The sequence below is a fragment of the Janibacter sp. FSL W8-0316 genome (assembly GCF_038004165.1).
Taxonomy (GTDB): domain Bacteria; phylum Actinomycetota; class Actinomycetes; order Actinomycetales; family Dermatophilaceae; genus Janibacter; species Janibacter indicus.
The window spans coordinates 217,281-234,989 of the sequence record NZ_JBBOQX010000001.1; the positions used below are offsets into that span (position 1 = coordinate 217,281).

A 17,709-nucleotide genomic window follows, 5' to 3' on the forward strand; every position below is an offset into this window, starting at 1 on the left:
CCAGTAGTAGGTGCCCCTTGCCTGTGTCTTCGAGCCCCTCCCGGCGTACACGCCGCGGAATCGGTGCCATCGGACTCGTCATTGCCGTCGTGGCCCTGTCCGCGTGCAGCGCGGTCGGTGTCAACACCGACCCCAAGAACGGTTACCTCCCTGAGGGGATCACCGAGGAGGCCGCGCTCGTCGAGAACCTCTGGATCTGGGCCTGGGTCGCGGCACTCGCCGTCGGCGTCCTCGTCTGGGGCCTGATCCTGTGGTGCATGGCCGCCTACCGTCGCCGCAAGGACGACGACGGCTCGCTGCCGGTCCAGCTGCAGTACAACGTCCCGCTGGAGATCCTCTACACCGTGGTCCCCATGCTGATGGTGGGTGCGCTCTTCTACTACACCCAGGACGCCACGACCAAGCTGCAGGACGTCTCCCAGGAGCCCGACACCACGATCAACATCGCGGCCAAGCAGTGGAGCTGGGACTTCAACTACGTCGACGACGACGTCCACGAGGCCGGCCAGATGGCCGAGCTCGACGGCAAGGAGGGCGCTGAAGAAAAGCTGCCGACCCTCTACCTGCCGGTCGGTGAGCGCGTCGAGTTCGTCCTGACCTCCCGCGACGTCATCCACTCCTTCTGGGTGCCCGCCTTCCTCGAGAAGATGGACGTCAACCCGGGCATGGTCAACCGCTTCCAGGTCACCCCCAACCAGACCGGGACCTTCCAGGGCAAGTGCGCCGAGCTGTGCGGCGCCTACCACTCGCAGATGCTCTTCAACGTCAAGGTCGTCGAGCGCGACGAGTACGACGCCCACATGCAGGAGCTCGAGGACAAGGGCCAGACCGGTCTGCTCGACAACGGCCTCAACCGCGAGGAGATCCTCGAGCGCGACCGCGACCTGCTGCCCGAGGACGACGCCGCCCGCACCTCCGAGGAGAACTGATGTCAACCGCATCCGGCGCACTCGCCAGGAACACCTCGGAGACCGAGCTCTCCGAGCGCACCATCGCCCGCCGTGAAAAGGCCGGATCCCAGTTCTTCCGGCACATCACGACGACCGACCACAAGGTCATCGGCAACCTCTACATGATCACGAGCTTCATCTGGTTCCTCCTCGGAGGCCTCATGGCGCTCGTCATCCGGCTCGAGCTGTGGGCCCCCGGCCTGCAGGTGGTGGACAACCCCGAGCAGTTCAACGAGATGTTCACCATGCACGGCACGATCATGCTGCTGCTGTTCGCGACGCCCGCCTTCGCCGGCTTCGCCAACGCGCTCATGCCGCTGCAGATCGGTGCCCCTGACGTCGCCTTCCCGCGACTGAACATGTTCGCCTACTGGCTCTACCTCTTCGGCGGCCTCATCGCCGGTGCGGGCCTGTTCACCCCCGGTGGCGCGGCCTCCTTCGGCTGGACCGCCTACACCCCGCTGTCCGACCCGACCTACAGCCCCGGCGTCGGTGGCGACCTGTGGGTCTGGGGTCTGGCCCTCAGCGGCTTCGGCACGATCCTCGGTGGCGTCAACTTCATCACCACGATCATCTGCATGCGCGCGCCCGGCATGACGATGTTCCGGATGCCGATCTTCACCTGGACCGTCCTGATCACCTCGATCCTGATCCTCATGGCCTTCCCGGTCCTCGCGGCGGCCCTCATCGGCCTCGGCGTCGACCGTGCCTGGGGCGGTCAGATCTTCGCTGCGGAGAGCGGTGGAGCACTGCTCTGGCAGCACCTCTTCTGGTTCTTCGGCCACCCCGAGGTCTACGTCCTGGCGCTGCCCTTCTTCGGCGTCGCCTCCGAGATCCTGCCGGTCTTCTCCCGCAAGCCGATCTTCGGCTACAAGACGCTCGTCTTCGCGACGATCGCCATCGCGGCGCTGTCCGTCTCGGTCTGGGCCCACCACATGTACGGCACGGGCCAGATCTTCCTGCCCTTCTTCGCGATCATGACGATGGCGATCTCGGTGCCGACCGGTGTGAAGTTCTTCAACTGGATCGGCACGATGTGGGGCGGCAAGCTCGTCTTCGACACGCCGATGATCTGGACGATCGGCTTCCTCGTGACCTTCCTCTTCGGTGGTCTGACCGGTGTGATCATGGCCAGCCCGGCGCTGGACTTCCACATCACCGACACCTACTTCATCGTCGCGCACTTCCACTACGTGCTCTTCGGCACGATCGTCTTCTCCTTCTTCGCCGGCATGTACTTCTGGTGGCCCAAGTTCACCGGCAAGATGCTCGACGAGGGCCTGGGCAAGATCCACTTCTGGCTGCTGTTCATCGGCTTCCACATGACCTTCCTCATCCAGCACTGGCTGGGCGTCGAGGGCATGCCCCGCCGCTACGCGGACTACATGCCCGAGGACCGCTTCCAGCTCGCCAACCAGATTTCCACGGTCGGCTCGCTGATCCTCGCGGTGAGCTTCCTGCCCTTCTTCTACAACGTCTGGAAGACGCAGATGACGGGCAAGCTCGTCGAGGTCGACGACCCGTGGGGATACGGCAACAGCCTCGAGTGGGCGACCTCCTGCCCGCCGCCGCGGCACAACTTCACGTCGATCCCGCCGATCCGCTCGGAGCGGCCGACCTTCGACATGAACCACCCCGAGTACGCCCCGGCAGCCATCCGCTCGCGCGTCCAGCAGAGTGCGGCGGCCGTGACGTCGGCGACCTCCACGACCTCCACGACTGACGGTGAGGGCACCCGATGAAGTCCGAGATCCAGCTCTTCAGCGTCATCGGCGTCTTCTTCGCCGCCGTGGCCGTCGGCTACGGCATCGTCACCGACTGGGTCGAGCCGGTCGGCTGGGTGGCGCTCTTCCTCTCCGCGGGCCTGGGCTTCATGATCGCCTTCTTCCTGTGGAACACCGCCCGCAAGCTGCCCTTGCGTCCCGATGACGACGAGGACGGCGAGATCGAGCAGGCCGAGGGCCCCTACGGGACCTTCGCGCCCTACTCGTGGTGGCCGCTGTGGCTCTCCCTCGCCGGCTCCCTGGTCTTCCTCGGTGTCGCGGTCGGCCTGTGGGTCTCGGCCTTCGGTGCGCTCGTCGGCGTCTGGGCCCTGTGCGGCTGGGTCTTCGAGTACTACAAGGGTGAGCACGCCCACTGACGGGGCGTACACTCGGCCGAAGGGGCCACGGACATCGGTCCGGGGCCCCTTCAGCACGTCCGGGGTCGGGTGACCGGCACCGGGCCGATACCCGCGTCATGCACTGGGGTGCACCGTCTCGTGAGTCGAATCATCCGACCGCTGCGCATCTGCGCACTCGCTCTCATCGCCCTTCTCGGCCTCGCCGCCTGCGCCGGGGGAGACGCGGCCACGCCGTCGGCGAGTGATGGTCGCAGCAGCTCGTCGAGCTCGACGACCCGTGACCTGCCCCCCGCCGAGGTCAAGGTCAACCCCGGCAAGGGCGCCAAGGGCGTCATGCCCGACGACGAGATCAGCGTGCAGGTCATGCGCGGCACGCTCGACGAGGTGCGGGTGAGCGCACCGGGCGGGGCGAGTGTCGAGGGCGAGGTCCAGGGGCAGACCTGGACGTCGAGCTCGCGGATGAAGCCCGGCACGACCTACACGGTGGCGGTGACCGCCGAGGGCCCCGAGGGTGGCACCTCCACGCAGAAGTCGACCTTCACCACGCACGAGCCGGAGGTCACGGCGACCTACGGGATCGTCTACGACGGCCAGACGGTGGGTGTGGCTATGCCGGTGAGCATCCAGTTCGACTCCGAGGTCACCGAGGCCTCCTACCGCAAGGCCATCGAGGAGGCGGTGTCGGTCAAGACGACCCCGCAGGTCGAGGGCTCGTGGGGGTGGCTCGACAATCGACAGCTGATGTGGCGCCCCAAGGACTTCTGGGCCCCCGGTACCAAGGTCACCGTCGACGCACCGCTCACCGGCTTCCAGACGGGCAAGGACAAGTGGGTCGCCGAGGACCACTCCGGCACGATGACCATCGGTCGTGAGCAGATGGCCAAGGTCGACATCGCCAACCACCGGATGACGGTCAGTCGGGGCGGCCAGCAGGTCAAGTCCTTCCCGGTGAGCAGCGGCAAGCCCGGCAAGGACACCGAGACGCGTTCGGGCATGAAGGTCGTCATCAACAAGCAGCGCGAGATGACGATGGACTCCTCGACCATCGGGATCGACAAGGGCGAGCCGGGCTATTACAAGGTCGACACCGACTTCAACGTCCGGGTGACCTGGACCGGCGAGTTCGTCCACTCCGCCCCGTGGTCGGTCGGCTCCCAGGGCAGCTCCAACGTCTCCCACGGGTGCGTCAACATGGCCCCGGGCAATGCCGAGTGGTTCTACGACAACTCGCTGCCCGGTGACCCCGTCGACTTCACCGGCTCGGGGCGGGAGTTCCTGCCCACCGAGGGGATCGGGGTGTGGCAGTACTCCTACGGCCAGTGGCAGGAGCAGAGCGCCACGGCGTGACCGGGCAGCGGGTGAGCGGGCTCAGCCCCAGCCGAGCTCGTGCAGCCGCTCCTCGTCGATACCGACGTGGTGGCCGGCCTCGTGGACGATGGTGACGGCGATCTCCTCGCGCAGCTCGTCGAGGTCATCGCACATCCTCGTCAAGGGCCCGCGGAAGAGCACGATGGGGTCCGGCAGCGAGCCGGCCCAGCCACCGTCGCGCTCGGTGAGCGGGGTGCCGAGGTAGATCCCGAGCAGCTCGGCGTTGTCCTCGTCGGACAGCCCCGGATCGGCGTGCTCCGGTCCCGGCTCGTCCTCGACGAAGAAGGCCACGTTGTCGAGCAGGTCCAGCAGCTGCGGCGGGACCTCGTCGAGCGCGTCGCGCACGGCCAGCTCGAAGTCGTGCTCGCTGATCTCGACCATGGTCAGGTCACCTCCGGTGTGGGTGGGATGACGGGCTGCGCACGCACCGGGCGACTGTGCCGACGGTGCACGTGGAAGAGCACGATCCCCAGGCAGAGCAGGCCCAGGCTCGTCAGCGCCAGGCTCAGCAGCGAGGACGCGGCGACGGGGACGACGAGCCCGGTGAGCGTGGCATTGAGCATCAGCATGAGGAAGGTTGAGACCGAGGCGGCTGTGCCTCGGGCGTGCGGCACGGCGTCGAGCAGGGCGAGCTGGTAGACCGGCATCGAGATGCCGGTGCCGAAGGCGATGGCCGTCGGGCCGACGACGGCCCAGGGGAGTGCGGCCGTGGCGGGGACGGCGGCGAGGGCCACGCCGGCCACGGCACCGGTCATGGCCACGGTCTGACCGCCGACGATGAGCCGGTCCCCGCTGACCCGCTCCGCGAGCCGTCCGTTGGTGAAGGAGCCGAGCACCATGCCGACGACCATCGGCACGAAGAAGACCCAGAAGTCCTGAGGTCCCTGGCCGAGCAGCGTGACGACGAAGATCGGTGCGGCACCGATGTAGAGGAACTGCCCGGCGAAGGAGAAGGCGGAGGCAGCGGACAGGACCTGGAAGTGCCGCATGCGCGCCACGTCGACGACACCCGAGACGATCGACCGCACGTCGAGCGGAGTGCGTCGCTCACGCGGGTGGCTCTCGGGGAGCAGCACGAGCACCGACAGCGCGATCACCGTGCCGAAGAGGCTGAGGAACCAGAAGACGAGCGGCCAGGGCCCGAGGAGGAGCAGCCAGCCCCCGACGATCGGCGCCAGGGCCGGACCGATGCCGAAGATCATCGCGATGGTGCTCATCAGCCGTTGGGCCCGTGCCCCCTCGAAGAGATCGCGCACGACGGTGCGCGAGATGATCGTGCCGGCTCCCGCGGACATGCCCTGCAGGACCCGGAAGCCCAGCAGGACCGGCAGGGAGGGCGCGAGGGCGCACCCGATCGACGCGAGGGCGTAGACGGCGGCACCGGTGACCATGACGGGCTTGCGTCCGACGGCGTCGCTCAGCGGTCCGTGGAAGAGGCTCATCACGGCGAAGGCGCCGAGGTAGGCGCTGACGACGAGCTGCATCGACGCCTCGGAGACGTCGAGGTCGGCGCCCATCTCCTGGAAGGCGGGGAAGGGGGTGTCGATGGAGAAGGGACCGAACATGCCCAGGAGCGCCAGCAGGACGGTCGTCACGGCGAGCGGGGCGGTGCGCGGGTGGCGGGCACCGGCGGCGGGTCGGGTGAGCATCTCCGGGCCATCCTCGCACCGGGGGGATCCTCCCTTCGTCCCGGGTCATGGTGCGGGACGACGAAGGGCCCCGGAGGGATGATCCTCCGGGGCCCTTCGGTGGCGCTGACCGAGGTCAGTGCGTGGAGACCTTGTCTCCCGACTCGATGGCCTCGTGGCCGTGGTCGTGGTGCGCGGCCTCGAGCTCGGCGGGCGTGACCGGCTGGACGGCACCGCCGAAGTAGAAGTCGTGCAGCTTGGCGCGCAGCTTGCGCTTGCGGGCGCCCTTCTTGTCGACGCCGTTGGCGTCGGTGGCCGACTCCAGCTCGAGCGGGGCCGGCGCCTCGTGCTGGACGAGGGTCCACCGGGTGTACTCGTCGAGGGGCTCGTGGACCTCGTGGAAGTCACCGCCGGCACCGCGCTGGATGCGCCCGGTCTCGCGTCCGTGGAGGACGAGGTCACGGTCGTGCCGCTGCAGGCTCAGGCAGATCCGGCGGGTCGCCCAGAAGGCGATGACCGGCCCCACGAAGGTGAGCACGCGCAGGATCTGGGTGATGTCGTTGATCGACATCCCGAACTTGATCGCGATGATGTCGTTGCTCGCGGCGAACATCAGCACGCCGTAGAGCGTCAGCGCGGCCATCCCGAGAGCGGTGCGGGTCGGGGCATTGCGCGGGCGGTCCAGCAGGTGGTGCTCGCGCTTGTCGCCGGTGACCCAGGCCTCGATGAAGGGGTAGGCGATCATGCCGCCGTAGAAGGCGGGGATGACCAGCAGGGCACCGACGATGACCGGCCAAGCCCACGTGAAGCCGAAGGTCTCGAACTCCATGCCGCCCGGCAGCAGACGCAGCGCGCCGTCGGGGAAGCCCATGTACCAGTCCGGCTGGGCGCCGGCCGTGGTGGCGTTGGGCTCGTAGGGGCCGTGGACCCACACGGCGTTGATCTGGACCAGCGCCGAGATCAGGGCGATGCCACCGAAGACGATGAAGAAGAAGCCACCGGCCTTGGCCGCGTAGACCGGCATGACCGGGAAGCCGACGACGTTGTCGTTGGTCTTGCCGGGGCCGGGGTACTGCGTGTGCTTCTGCAGCGCCACCAGGACGATGTGCACCGTGAAGAGTGCGATGAGCAGCGCCGGCAGCAGCAGGATGTGCACGGAGTACAGGCGCGGGATGATGTCGTCACCGGGGAAGGTGCCACCGAAGAGGGCGTAGCTCAGGTAGCTGCCGATGACCGGCGCCGCGACCATGAAGCCCTGGGCGGCGCGAAGGCCGGTGCCCGAGAGCAGGTCGTCGGGGAGGGAGTAGCCGGCGAAGCCCTCGACGAGCGCGAGGAGGGACAGGACGCAGCCGATGACCCAGTTGAGCTCACGGGGCTTGCGGAAGGCGCCGGTGAAGAACACGCGCAGCATGTGCACCGACAAAGCAACGATGAACAGCAGCGCCGACCAGTGGTGGATCTGGCGGATCAGCAGACCGCCCTTGACGTCGAAGGAGATGTCGAGGGTCGACGCGTAGGCGCGGGACATGCCGACACCCTTGAGCGGCGCATAGCTGCCCTCGTAGGTGGTGTGCGCCATCGACGGGTCGAACCAGAAGGTCAGGAAGACCCCGGTCAGCATGCACACGATCATCGAGTACATGGCGATCTCGCCGAGCATGAAGGACCAGTGGTCGGGGAAGACCTTCTTCATGAGGTAGCCGATGCCCTTGGCGGCACCGGTGCGGTCGTCGATCCAGCCGGCGACGCCGCCGACCTTCTTCACCCTGGGGGAGTAGGAGGGCCCTGCCGGTGCGTCACCGGTGCGCAGGCCGTCTGCGGGACGGGCATTGGCGGTCACGATCAACCACGCTCCCAGAAGCTCGGGCCGACCGGCTCTTGGAAGGGCTGGTCAGCGATGAGGTAACCCTCGCTGTCGACGGTGATCTTCAGCTGCGGCAGGGGGTGCCCGGCGGGACCGAAGATCACCTCGCAGTCGTTGGTCACGTCGAAGGTGGACTGGTGACAGGGGCAGAGCAGGTGGTGCGTCGTCTGCTCGTAGAGGCCGACCGGGCAGCCGACGTGGGTGCACACCTTGGAGTAGGCGACGATGCCCTGGTAGCCCCACTCGCGGGCCTTGCGGCCCTTGTCGGTGTCCTGGAAGTCCTCGGGGTTCAGGCGCATGAGCAGGACGGAGGCCTTGCTCATCTCGTCGAGGAAGTCAGGACGCTCGAGCAGGCCCTCGGGCTGGATGTGGAAGACCGATCCGATGGTGACGTCGCCCGGCTTGATCGGGGTGTCCTCGGGGTCCTTGTGCAGGCGCAGCTTCTTCGGCGTGTAGGTGCCGTCCTCGCCCTTCTCGCCGTTCCAGAAGGTGACCGAGAGGTCGTTCTTGGGCAGCGGGCCGAGCGAGCCGACGAGCTGGACGACGAGGGGGAGCGCGAACAGGCCCATGGCCCCGGCGAAGGTCGCCTTGAGCAGCGGACGACGCGTCAGCTGCGAGGACTCGGCGCCGTCGAGCATCGTCTCGACGAAGGCCTGACGGTCCGCATCCGCGGAGCGCATCGGGTGACGCATCTCGACGACCTCGGTGTCGGGCATGAGCGTCTTGGCCCAGTGGACCGCGCCGAGGCCGATGCCGAGGAGGGAGAAGGCCAGTCCGAGGCCGAGGAGCAGGTTGGCCAGGCTCATCTCGTTGGTGAAGGGCACCCACACGGTGTCGTCGACGTCGACGATGAAGTACGAGACGACGAAGAGCAGCGTGCCGAGGATCGACAGCGTGAAGAGCGCAGCCACCTGACGCTCGGCCCGCTTGGCTGCCTTGTCGTCACGGTCGGCGTTGCGCAGCACGTGGGGCGGCAGCCCGGGGTTGCTGAACCGCTCCGGGATACCACCGGAGCCCTGCACGTGGCCCTGGTCGAGGCGCACCGGCTCGGAGCCGGAGGGCTCCTGCGGCGTTGCCCCTGTCGGGGTGTGCTCACTCATCTGTTGTCGGTCCTGTCTGTGTGGCGAGTTGTCAGGTCTGTCAGGCGGACTTCTGGCCGAGCCAGACGGCGAAGCCCACGAGGAGCCCCAGGCCGACGGTCCAGGCAAAGAGGCCCTCGGGCACCGGGCCGAGGCTGCCGAGCGGGTTGCCGCCGGGGTTGCCGGCCTCCTGCTGCGCCTCGATGTAGGCGATGACGTCGCGCTTGTCCTCGGGGGTGAGGTTCTTGTCGTTGAAGACGGGCATGCTCTGCGGGCCGGTCACCATGGCCTCGTAGATGTGCTTGCCGGAGACGTCGTTGACCTTGGGGGCGTCCTTGCCGCGGGTGAGGGCGCCACCGGCGCCGGCGCTGTTGTGGCACATGGCGCAGTTGACGCGGAAGATCTGGCCACCCTTGCCCGGGTCGCCCTTCGAGCCGTCGGTGTATTCCGCGTCGGGCACGGACGGGCCGGCGCCGAGGGTGGAGACGTAGGCGGCGATGTCCGAAATCTCCTCGTCGGTGAACTTCACCTTGATGTCGGAGGGGGCCTGCACGCCGGGGGCGGCCATCGGCATGCGGCCGGTGCCCATCTGGAAGTCGACCGACGCCGCACCGACACCGGCGAGGCTCGGGCCGGCGTCCTTGATGCCCAGGCCGTTGGCGCCGTGGCAGGTCGCGCAGTTGGCCACGAAGAGCTTCTTGCCGTTGGCGACGCTGTCGGAGCTGGTGACCGTGGCCTCGGTCTGCTGGGGGGCGACGGCGGCATAGGCCGTGCCGGTGACGAAGAGGCCGAGCATGATCAGCAGGGCGATCGCCGCGGGGTGACGGCGAGAGAGGGTGGGCATGGAGGGTCCGCTCCTCTGGGAACGACGGGTACGGGGCAGGGGGAGGCGCACGTCGATCACGCGCCGAGGAGGTAGATGGCGGCGAAGAGGGCGATCCACACGACGTCGACGAAGTGCCAGTAGTAGGACGTGACGACCGCACCGGTCTGCTGCGCGTGGCTGTAGGTGCGCGTCGTGTAGGTCCGCCCGATGATCAGCAGGAAGGCGATGAGGCCACCGGTGACGTGGATGCCGTGCAGGCCCGTCGTCAGGTAGAAGATCGAGGACCAGGAGTCGGTCGAGATCGTCACGCCCTCGGAGACGAGGGTGGCGTACTCGAGGACCTGGCCGGAGACGAAGACCGCACCGAAGATGTAGGTGAGGACGTACCACTCACGCATGCCCCAGCCGGCGACGTTGAGCAGTGACCCGGTCCGCGACTTCTGCCCGTGCTCCGCCTTGAGGACACCGAGCTGGCACCACACCGACGAGATCACGAGGATCAGGGTGTTGGCGGCCGCGAAGGGGACGTTGAGCAGCTCGATGTTGTGCTCCCACAGGTCCGGGCGCAGCGACCGGACCGTGAAGAAGATCGCGAAGAGCCCGGCGAAGAACATCAGCTCGCTGGACAGCCAGACGATGGTGCCGACGGACACCATGTTGGGGCGGCTGACCGGACCCATCGCGGGGTCGGCGGCGGTGTGCCCGGACACGTTTGAAGGCAGGGAGGTTGCAGTGGCCACGGGCCCATTATGTCCTCAACTGCGAGCGCATGTGCGCCACCCCCCTCCGCGAGTCTCGTGGGGTGGCTCACCGCTACGCTCTGGAGCATGACCGGTACCTCGTCAGCGACCCCCTCCGCCCCGGCATCCTCTGCCGGAGAGGGCCCCTCCGTCTCCGTGCGGGTGCTCCTGTACAGCGACAACATCACCACCCGTGACGCCGTGCGCGCCGCGGTGGGCCGCCGGCCGGCCCGTGACGTCGAGGTGAGCGCGTGGCGCGAGTGCGCCACACCGGCTGCCGTCATCGAGGCCGTCGAGGCCGGTGAGGTCGACGTGCTCGTGCTCGACGGCGAGGCGGCCAAGCTCGGCGGGCTGGGGCTGTGCCGTCAGCTCAAGTCCGAGATCCACGACTGCCCCCCGGTCCTCGTCATCACCGGGCGGCCCCAGGACGGGTGGCTCGCCACCTGGTCGATGGCCGACGCTGCCGTCTCCCACCCCATCGACGCGATCGCCCTCGCCGACGCGGTGGCCGATCTCGCCCGGGGCGTGGCCGCCCGATGAGCGCGGCGGACACCCCCACCTGGTCGGGCGTCCTCACCCAGCTGCTGTCGGGGCGTGACCTCGGGTCCGACGAGACCTCGTGGGCGATGCGCGAGATGATGTCGGGCGACGCCGCCCCGGCGCAGATCGCCGGCTTCCTCGTGGCCCTGCGGGCGAAGGGGGAGACCGTGACCGAGCTGCGGGCGCTGGCCGACGTCATGTTGGAGCACGCGCTGCCGATCGAGGTCTCGGGCCCGACCCTCGACATCGTCGGCACCGGCGGCGACATGGCCGGCACGGTCAACATCTCGACGATGTCGTCGATCTGCATCGCCGCGACGGGGGTGCGGGTCGTCAAGCACGGCAACCGCGCCGCGTCGTCCAAGTCCGGTTCCGCCGACGTGCTCGAGTCCCTCGGGGTCAACCTGACGTTGAGCCCCCAGGACGTCGGCCGGGTGGCCGACGAGGCCGGCATCACCTTCTGCTTCGCCCAGACCTTCCACCCGTCCTTCCGCCACACCGCCGTCCCGCGTCGTGACCTGGGCATCGGCACCGCCCTCAACGTCCTGGGCCCGATGACCAACCCGTCCCGGCCGACCTACTCCGTCGTGGGCGTGGCCGACGCCCGGATCGCACCGCTCATGGCCGGGGTGTTCGCCGAGCGCGGTACCCGGGCGCTGGTCTTCCGCGGCGACGACGGGCTCGACGAGCTGACGGTCGCCGACGGCTCCCACGTCTGGTGGGTCGCCGGCGGCGAGGTCCGCGAGGTGCACGTGACACCCGAGGAGCTGGGCCTGACCCGCAGCCCGCTGGAGTCCCTGCGCGGTGGCGATGCCGACGTCAACGCCGAGGTGGCGCGGCGGCTCCTCGCCGGGGAGCGGGGGCCGGTCCGTGACGCCGTCGTGCTCAACGCCGGCGCCGCGGTCGGCCTGGCCCAGCAGGGCGACGAGCAGCCCGGCGACCCGGTGGCTGCGATCCGGGCGGGCATGGACACGGTCGAGGCCGTCCTCGACTCGGGTCGGGCCGCCGAGCAGCTGCAGCGCTGGGTGAGCGCCACGCGCACGGAGGGCCAGGGCGCCTGACGCCCCTGCCGGATCGCTCGAGGGCCCGACTGCTGCGGTCCCTGACTACTCGAGGCCGATGCTGAAGGCGGCGTCGAGGTCGTGTCGGCTGTAGGCGCGGAACGCGATGTGTGTCGAGGTGTCGACGATGCCGGGGACCTTGTTGAGGCGGCCGGCGATGACGTCGTCGAGCTCCTCGTGCTCGTGCACGCGGACCATCGCGATGAGGTCGGCGTCGCCCGCCACGGAGTAGACCTCGCTCACGCCGTCGAGGTCGGCGACGGTCTCGGCCACCTCGGGGATGCGGGCGGTGTCGGCGTGGATGAGGACGATGGCGGTGATCACGAGGCCCACCCTAGAGCAGGGGCCAGCTCGCGATGGGCCGCGGCGGCACCCCCGACCGGGCAGGTCCACTCGCCGTCGATGTCGACCAGCCGGGTGCCCTCGGCCTCGAGCCAGCGCAGGACGAGCTCGGTCTCCTCGGGCAGTGCGCTGGTGCCCGGGCCGGTCGGCGGGGCAACGACCTCGGCGCTGGCCCGCAGCGCGGCGACGTAGGGCATCGGGTCGGCGCCGACGGGGGAGTGGGAGCTGCCGGCGAGGCGGCCGTGGCGCACGCACACGAGGTCCCACCCGCCGCGGGCGGTCCGCCGCGCGGCCACCAGCTCGGCGGTCGAGGCGAGCGGGGCGGCCCGCTGGCTGCGGGAGGCCGCGCGCACGAGGTCGGCCAGGCGATCGCGCAGGGCCCCGGCCTCCTCGAAGCGCTCCTGGGAGGAGAGCGCAGCCATCCGCTCGCGCAGCGCGGCGACCGCGGCTCGGGAGTCGCCGACGAGCACGGCGGCGGCCTCGGCGACGGTCACCGCGTAGTCCTCGACGGGTACCTCGCCGGTGCACGGCGCCGAGCACCGGCCCATGTCGGCGAGAGCGCAGGCCGAGGTCGGACGTCGTGGGGAGAGCCGGGCCAGGCACTGGCGCAGGGGGACGGCGTCGTGGAGCGCGGCCATGGCCTCCTCGGCCGAGCCGCGGGTGCCGAAGGGGCCGGCATGGGCGAGGTCGTCGGGGCCGACCGAGCGCACGATCGACAGCCGGGGGAAGGTCTCGTCGGTGAGCTTGAGCCACCAGGCCCGCTCGGGGTGGCGCGAGCGGCGGTTGTAGCGCGGCTTGTGGGCGGCGATGAGGCGCAGCTCGCGCACCTGGGCCTCGAGCGTCGTCGCGCACACGATGGGGGTGATCTCGGTGGCCAGGCGCACCATCTCGCCCATGCGCCGACGCTGCTCGGAGGCGGTGAAGTAGCTGCGGGCCCGCGCGCGGATGTCGACGGAGGTGCCGACGTAGAGCGGCTCGCCGCGCTCGTCCTTGAAGACGTAGACGCCGGGTGCCGACGGGAGCCCGTCGGCGAGGTGGCGCTTGCGGCGCAGCTCGTCGCTGACCCGGGAGGTGTAGGAGCTCAGCTCCTCGAGCGTGTGCACCCCGACCGAGCCGAGGCGCCCGATGAGGCCGTGCAGCACGTCGACGGTCGCGCGGGCGTCGTGCAGGGCACGGTGGTCGGGTGTCGTGCTCGCGCCGAAGTGACGGGCGAGGGTGCCCAGCTTGTGGTTGGCCACCTCGTCGCGGGAGACGACCTGCCGCGCCAGCCGCACGGTGTCGAGGACGGTGTGGCCGGGCCAGCGCAGGTCGTGGGCGGCGCAGGCCGCCTTGAGGAAGCCGATGTCGAAGCCGGCGTTGTGCGCGACGAGCACCGCACCGCGGGCGAACTCGAGGAAGCTCGCGACCGCCTCACCGGCCCGGGGTGCGTCGGCGACCATCGCGTCGGTGATGCCGGTGAGCGACTGGATGAAGGCCGGGATGGGCTCGCCGGGGTTGACGAAGGTCTGCAGCTCGCCGAGCTCCTCGCCGCCGCGCACCTTGACCGCACCGATCTCGGTGATGCCGCAGTCGCGGGCCGACCCGCCCGTCGTCTCGAGGTCGACGACGACGAAGGTGACCTCGGCCAGCGGTGTGCCGAGATCACCGAGCCTGTCCTGGACGACCTCCATGCCGACGACCGTAGGTGCCGCCCCCGACAACGTCCGTGAGGCGCGGCGTGGGAGGGTGCCCACATGCGCGCGATGGATGACCTGGCGGACGTGGTCGGCTTCTACCGGCACTTCGCCCAGCAGGAGGCGAAGGGGGAGTCGCGCACCTTCGAGCTGTGGGCCGCCGGCGTCGCCGACGACCCGGAGGTCCTCGCCCTGCTCGAGCAGGTGCCGAGCGCCAAGCGCCAGCCCAATCTCGTCTTCGGGGCCGCCCGGTGGCACCGTGCGGTGACGCCGTCCGGCTACGCCGACCCGGGCGCCCTGCGCGAGACCCTCCTGACGCGGTGGCCGCAGGTGCGCGAGACGATCCTCGCCCGGTCCACCCAGACCAACGAGGTCGCTCGGTGCGCGACGCTGCTGCCGGTGCTCGGAGGCCTGGAGGGCCCGCTGGCCCTCCTCGAGGTCGGTGCCAGCGCCGGCCTGTGCCTGCACCCGGACCGCTGGTCCTACCGCTACCTCGACGAGGCCGGGGCGCAGGTCGCCCGGGTCGACCCGTCGTCGGGTCCCTCACCGGTCGTCCTCGACTGCACCGTGCGTGGACCGGCGGCGATCCCCCCTTCGCTCCCGGAGGTCGTCTGGCGCGGCGGCATCGACCTCAACCCGCTCGACCTGTCCGTGCCGGACACGGCACGCTGGCTCGAGACGCTCGTGTGGCCGGAGCACGAGGACCGCCGGGCCCGGCTGGCCGCGGCCTGCCGGGTGGTCGCCGACGCGCCCGTCGACATCACCCGCGGCGACCTGCTCGCCGACCTCGACGCGGTCGTCGACCGGGCGCGGTCCCAGGCACCCGACGCGACCCTCGTCCTCTTCCACTCGGCGGTCATCGCCTACCTCGACGACGCGGGCCGGAGGCAGTGGCAGCAGCTGGCCCACGACGTCGTCGCCCGCGTCCGCGCCGCGGGCGGCCGTGCCCACTGGGTCTCCAACGAGGGCGCCTCCGTGCTGCCCGACGTCACCGCGACCGCCACCTGCGCGGGGGAGGGCAGCGACTTCTGCCTCGGCCTCGACGGCTCGGCCGTCGGCTGGACCCACGGCCACGGCCGCCGCCTCACCGTCTGCTGACGCGGAGACACGCGAGCGGACGAAGGGAGGCGGGTTGGTCGCGGACGAAGGGTGGGGCGACACTGCCGAAGTCCCTTCGTCCTCCTGCGGCCGCCTGTTGTCGTGCCGGACTTCGGCTTGACGTCGCCGCCCCACCCTTCGCCCGCTCCCGCGTCGGTCCCACTCACCACCCGCGTCGGGAGGGCTGTCGGGGGTCGCTCCTAGCGTGGTCGGTGTCGGGAGGGACCCGGCGACGACGAGGAGGTGACGGACATGACCCGTCGACCACTGCCGCTGACGATCGACTGCGGCACCTGCCCGGTCCGGGACGTCGGCTGCGCCGACTGCATGGTGACGGCGCTGGGGAGCCCGGCCACCCTCGCTGACCCGGACCCACAGCTGCTGCCGCTCGACCGGCGCGAGCGCGAGGTGGTCTCGCGGCTCATCGCCGCGGGCCTGGTGAGCGCCGAGACGGCAAACGAGGCCCGTGCGGTGCACGAGCCTCGTTCGGACTACGACGACCTGCGCCGGCACGCGGGCTGACCCGCGCACCGGCCGGCCGGTCGGTCAGCTGCCGTAGAGCGCCTCCACCTCGTCCTCGAAGTCGCGCATGATGATGTTGCGCTTGAGCTTCATCGACGGGGTGAGGGTGCCGTTGTCCTCGGTGAAGTCCTCGGACAGCACCGAGAACTTGCGGATCGACTCGGCCTTGGAGACGGCCTTGTTGGCCTCGTCGACGGCGCCCTGGATCTCGGCCAGGACGGTCTCGTTGGTGCGGGCCTGCTCGACGGTCAGCGCGCCGAGGCCGTTGTTGGCGGCCCAGCCCGGCAGCATCTCCTCGTCGATCGTCACGAGCGCGGCGATGAAGGGCTTGCCGTCGCCGACGACGAGGCACTGGCTGATGAGCGGGTGCGCCCGCAGGCGGTCCTCGAGGACACCGGGGGCGACGTTCTTGCCGCCCGCGGTCACGAGGATCTCCTTCTTGCGGCCGGTGATCTTCAGGTAGCCGTCGGAGTCGAGCTCGCCGAGGTCACCGGTGCTGAACCACCCGTCCTGGAGCGCCTCGAGGGTGGCCTTCTCGTTGTCGTGGTAGCCGTGCAGGACGTTGACGCCCTTGATGAGGACCTCGCCGTCGTCGGCGATGCGCAGCGAGACGCCGGGCAGCGGCGGGCCGACGGTGCCGATCTTGACCTTGCCCGGGATGTTGACCGTCGCGGGGGCGGTCGTCTCGGTGAGGCCGTAGCCCTCGAGGATCGTCACGCCGATGCCGCGGAAGAAGTGCCCCAGACGGGTGCCGAGCGGGGCGCCGCCGGAGACGGCGTACTCGACCTTGTCGCCCATCTTGGCCCGCAGCGTGCTGTAGACCAGCTTGTCGAAGACCGCGTGCTGCACCTTGATCTTCAGCGGGACCGAGCCGGTGTCCTGGGCCTCGGACCAGGCGATGGCGACATCGGAGGCGCGGGCGAAGATCTTGCCCTTGCCTCCGGCGACGGCGGTCTCGTTGGCCTTGTTGTAGATCTTCTCGAAGACGCGCGGCACGGCGAGGATGAAGGTGGGCCGGAAGGCCTGGAAGTCGTCGAGGATGTTGGCGATGTCGGCGCTGTGGCCCATCCGGCGGCCGGCGGTGACCGCGAGGACCTCGATGAAGCGGGCGAAGACGTGCGCGAGGGGGAGGAAGAGCAGCGTCGACGCGTCGTCCTTGTTGAGCACATCGCCGAGCTTGGCGATGGTGTTCTCGGTGAGGCCGAGGAAGTTGTCGTGGGTCAGCTCGCAGCCCTTGGGGCGACCGGTCGTGCCCGAGGTGTAGATGATCGTCGCGATGGTCGCGCGATCCTGACCGGCGATGCGCTCCTCGAGCTGCTCGTCGGTGACGTCCGAGCCGGCGGCGACGATCGTGTCGAGGTCGCCGTTGTCGATGATGAAGACCTGGTCGAGACCGGTGAGGTTGGCGCGGGCCTCGTCGGCGACCGCGGCGTGCTTGGTCGTCTCGACGACGAGGAAGCGGGTGCCGGAGTCCTTGACGATCCACTCGACCTGCTCGGCGGAGCTCGTCTCGTAGATCGGCACCGGCACACCGCCGGCGACCCAGGTCGCGAAGTCGAGGACGGTCCACTCGTAGCGGGTGCGGGCCATGATCGAGAGGCGGTCGCCGGGCTCGAGACCCTGGGCGATGAGGCCCTTGGCGAGGGCGCGCACCTCGAGGTTGAACTGCGCGGCGGTCACGTCACGCCACGCGCCCGACTCCTTGACGCTGAAGGCGACCCGCTGCGGGTCCTTGTCCGCGTTGCGGCCCGGCAGGTCTGCCAGGGAGTCGGTGGGGTTGCCCTCGATGAGGCGGGGCATCGTGCTGTCGTTCACGGGGATCTCCTTCGTTCGCCGTCCGGCTGCACCTGCGGGGAGGCTGGCTCGCGTGGAGCCTACCCGCGCGACCGGGCGCGT

The 17,709-nt window shown here is 69.9% G+C and carries 17 protein-coding genes; 8 read left to right on the forward strand and 9 right to left on the reverse strand.

Annotated features, from left to right (window positions below; translation table 11 throughout):
* The first annotated feature begins 23 nt into the window (after positions 1–23).
* The 4 genes from ctaC (at position 24) to NYE39_RS00965 (ending at position 4,419) form a co-directional block, all read left to right on the forward strand.
* On the forward strand, positions 24–929 hold the full coding sequence (ctaC, locus tag NYE39_RS00950) for an aa3-type cytochrome oxidase subunit II (protein ID WP_434966851.1): 906 nt from the start codon (positions 24–26) through the stop codon (positions 927–929).
* Positions 929–2,692, forward strand: coding sequence for an aa3-type cytochrome oxidase subunit I (gene ctaD / locus NYE39_RS00955; RefSeq protein ID WP_083546060.1), 1,764 nt, complete (start codon positions 929–931; stop codon positions 2,690–2,692). Before ctaC ends, ctaD begins: the two co-directional genes overlap by 1 nt.
* On the forward strand, positions 2,689–3,090 hold the full coding sequence (locus tag NYE39_RS00960) for a cytochrome c oxidase subunit 4 (RefSeq protein ID WP_341011629.1): 402 nt from the start codon (positions 2,689–2,691) through the stop codon (positions 3,088–3,090). The genes ctaD and NYE39_RS00960 overlap by 4 nt, the downstream gene beginning before the upstream one ends.
* Positions 3,091–3,210: 120 nt before the next feature.
* Entirely contained in the window at positions 3,211–4,419 is a 1,209-nt protein-coding gene (locus NYE39_RS00965; RefSeq protein WP_341011630.1) for a L,D-transpeptidase, read from the forward strand.
* A 21-nt stretch (positions 4,420–4,440) separates the two neighbouring features.
* Here the strand turns inward: NYE39_RS00965 and NYE39_RS00970 are convergent, their stop codons facing one another.
* From NYE39_RS00970 to ctaE, 6 genes are all read right to left on the reverse strand, one after another.
* Entirely contained in the window at positions 4,441–4,821 is a 381-nt protein-coding gene (locus NYE39_RS00970) for a metallopeptidase family protein (protein WP_341011631.1), read from the reverse strand.
* A 2-nt stretch (positions 4,822–4,823) separates the two neighbouring features.
* Positions 4,824–6,089: a multidrug effflux MFS transporter gene (locus tag NYE39_RS00975; protein ID WP_341011632.1), complete on the reverse strand. Its 1,266-nt coding sequence runs from the start codon at positions 6,087–6,089 to the stop codon at positions 4,824–4,826.
* Between the two features lie 115 nt (positions 6,090–6,204).
* Positions 6,205–7,908, reverse strand: coding sequence for a cytochrome bc1 complex cytochrome b subunit (gene qcrB, locus NYE39_RS00980; RefSeq protein ID WP_341011633.1), 1,704 nt, complete (start codon positions 7,906–7,908; stop codon positions 6,205–6,207).
* Between the two features lie 2 nt (positions 7,909–7,910).
* The gene (qcrA, locus tag NYE39_RS00985; RefSeq protein WP_341011634.1) at positions 7,911–9,032 is read right to left on the reverse strand and encodes a cytochrome bc1 complex Rieske iron-sulfur subunit; all 1,122 of its coding nucleotides are present in this window, start codon (positions 9,030–9,032) and stop codon (positions 7,911–7,913) included.
* A gap of 40 nt (positions 9,033–9,072) precedes the next feature.
* Positions 9,073–9,855 (reverse strand): cytochrome bc1 complex diheme cytochrome c subunit, encoded by a 783-nt coding sequence (gene qcrC / locus NYE39_RS00990; RefSeq protein WP_072624408.1) that lies wholly within the window; start codon positions 9,853–9,855, stop codon positions 9,073–9,075.
* 56 nt (positions 9,856–9,911) lie between these two features.
* Positions 9,912–10,517 (reverse strand): aa3-type cytochrome oxidase subunit III, encoded by a 606-nt coding sequence (ctaE, locus tag NYE39_RS00995; protein ID WP_164513628.1) that lies wholly within the window; start codon positions 10,515–10,517, stop codon positions 9,912–9,914.
* A gap of 147 nt (positions 10,518–10,664) precedes the next feature.
* Here ctaE and NYE39_RS01000 point away from each other — a divergent pair, with 147 nt between their 5' ends.
* Complete coding sequence (locus NYE39_RS01000; protein WP_072624409.1) at positions 10,665–11,117, forward strand: response regulator; 453 nt, start codon at positions 10,665–10,667, stop codon at positions 11,115–11,117.
* Complete coding sequence (gene trpD, locus NYE39_RS01005; protein WP_072624410.1) at positions 11,114–12,178, forward strand: anthranilate phosphoribosyltransferase; 1,065 nt, start codon at positions 11,114–11,116, stop codon at positions 12,176–12,178. Before NYE39_RS01000 ends, trpD begins: the two co-directional genes overlap by 4 nt.
* 45 nt (positions 12,179–12,223) lie before the next feature.
* Here trpD and NYE39_RS01010 read toward each other — a convergent pair whose 3' ends face one another.
* Positions 12,224–12,502, reverse strand: a complete 279-nt coding sequence (locus NYE39_RS01010; protein WP_072626174.1) for an Lrp/AsnC family transcriptional regulator — start codon at positions 12,500–12,502, stop codon at positions 12,224–12,226.
* Entirely contained in the window at positions 12,499–14,190 is a 1,692-nt protein-coding gene (locus tag NYE39_RS01015; RefSeq protein WP_341011635.1) for a DEDD exonuclease domain-containing protein, read from the reverse strand. Before NYE39_RS01015 ends, NYE39_RS01010 begins: the two co-directional genes overlap by 4 nt.
* Before the next feature lie 63 nt (positions 14,191–14,253).
* Between NYE39_RS01015 and NYE39_RS01020 the strand changes: the two genes are divergently transcribed.
* Positions 14,254–15,291, forward strand: a complete 1,038-nt coding sequence (locus NYE39_RS01020) for a DUF2332 domain-containing protein (RefSeq protein ID WP_341011636.1) — start codon at positions 14,254–14,256, stop codon at positions 15,289–15,291.
* 252 nt (positions 15,292–15,543) lie between these two features.
* Positions 15,544–15,813 carry a hypothetical protein gene (locus NYE39_RS01025; protein WP_223277815.1) on the forward strand — a complete coding sequence of 90 codons (270 nt, stop codon included), beginning with the start codon at positions 15,544–15,546 and terminating at the stop codon, positions 15,811–15,813.
* A 24-nt stretch (positions 15,814–15,837) separates the two neighbouring features.
* Here NYE39_RS01025 and NYE39_RS01030 read toward each other — a convergent pair whose 3' ends face one another.
* Positions 15,838–17,628, reverse strand: coding sequence for an AMP-dependent synthetase/ligase (locus NYE39_RS01030; protein ID WP_370543563.1), 1,791 nt, complete (start codon positions 17,626–17,628; stop codon positions 15,838–15,840).
* Positions 17,629–17,709: the final 81 nt, after the last annotated feature.

What these genes read in the sequence shown, in the direction of transcription:
- NYE39_RS01020 (WP_341011636.1), top strand. Translation starts at nt 14,254, where the DNA reads ATGCGCGCGATGGATGACCTGGCGGACGTGGTCGGCTTCTACCGGCAC.
- NYE39_RS01015 (WP_341011635.1), bottom strand. Translation starts at nt 14,190, where the DNA reads ATGGAGGTCGTCCAGGACAGGCTCGGTGATCTCGGCACACCGCTGGCC.
- NYE39_RS01025 (WP_223277815.1), top strand. Translation starts at nt 15,544, where the DNA reads ATGACCCGTCGACCACTGCCGCTGACGATCGACTGCGGCACCTGCCCG.
- qcrA (WP_341011634.1), bottom strand. Translation starts at nt 9,032, where the DNA reads ATGAGTGAGCACACCCCGACAGGGGCAACGCCGCAGGAGCCCTCCGGC.
- trpD (WP_072624410.1), top strand. Translation starts at nt 11,114, where the DNA reads ATGAGCGCGGCGGACACCCCCACCTGGTCGGGCGTCCTCACCCAGCTG.
- qcrC (WP_072624408.1), bottom strand. Translation starts at nt 9,855, where the DNA reads ATGCCCACCCTCTCTCGCCGTCACCCCGCGGCGATCGCCCTGCTGATC.
- NYE39_RS00970 (WP_341011631.1), bottom strand. Translation starts at nt 4,821, where the DNA reads ATGGTCGAGATCAGCGAGCACGACTTCGAGCTGGCCGTGCGCGACGCG.
- NYE39_RS00960 (WP_341011629.1), top strand. Translation starts at nt 2,689, where the DNA reads ATGAAGTCCGAGATCCAGCTCTTCAGCGTCATCGGCGTCTTCTTCGCC.
- NYE39_RS01000 (WP_072624409.1), top strand. Translation starts at nt 10,665, where the DNA reads ATGACCGGTACCTCGTCAGCGACCCCCTCCGCCCCGGCATCCTCTGCC.
- ctaE (WP_164513628.1), bottom strand. Translation starts at nt 10,517, where the DNA reads ATGGGTCCGGTCAGCCGCCCCAACATGGTGTCCGTCGGCACCATCGTC.
- ctaD (WP_083546060.1), top strand. Translation starts at nt 929, where the DNA reads ATGTCAACCGCATCCGGCGCACTCGCCAGGAACACCTCGGAGACCGAG.
- NYE39_RS00975 (WP_341011632.1), bottom strand. Translation starts at nt 6,089, where the DNA reads ATGCTCACCCGACCCGCCGCCGGTGCCCGCCACCCGCGCACCGCCCCG.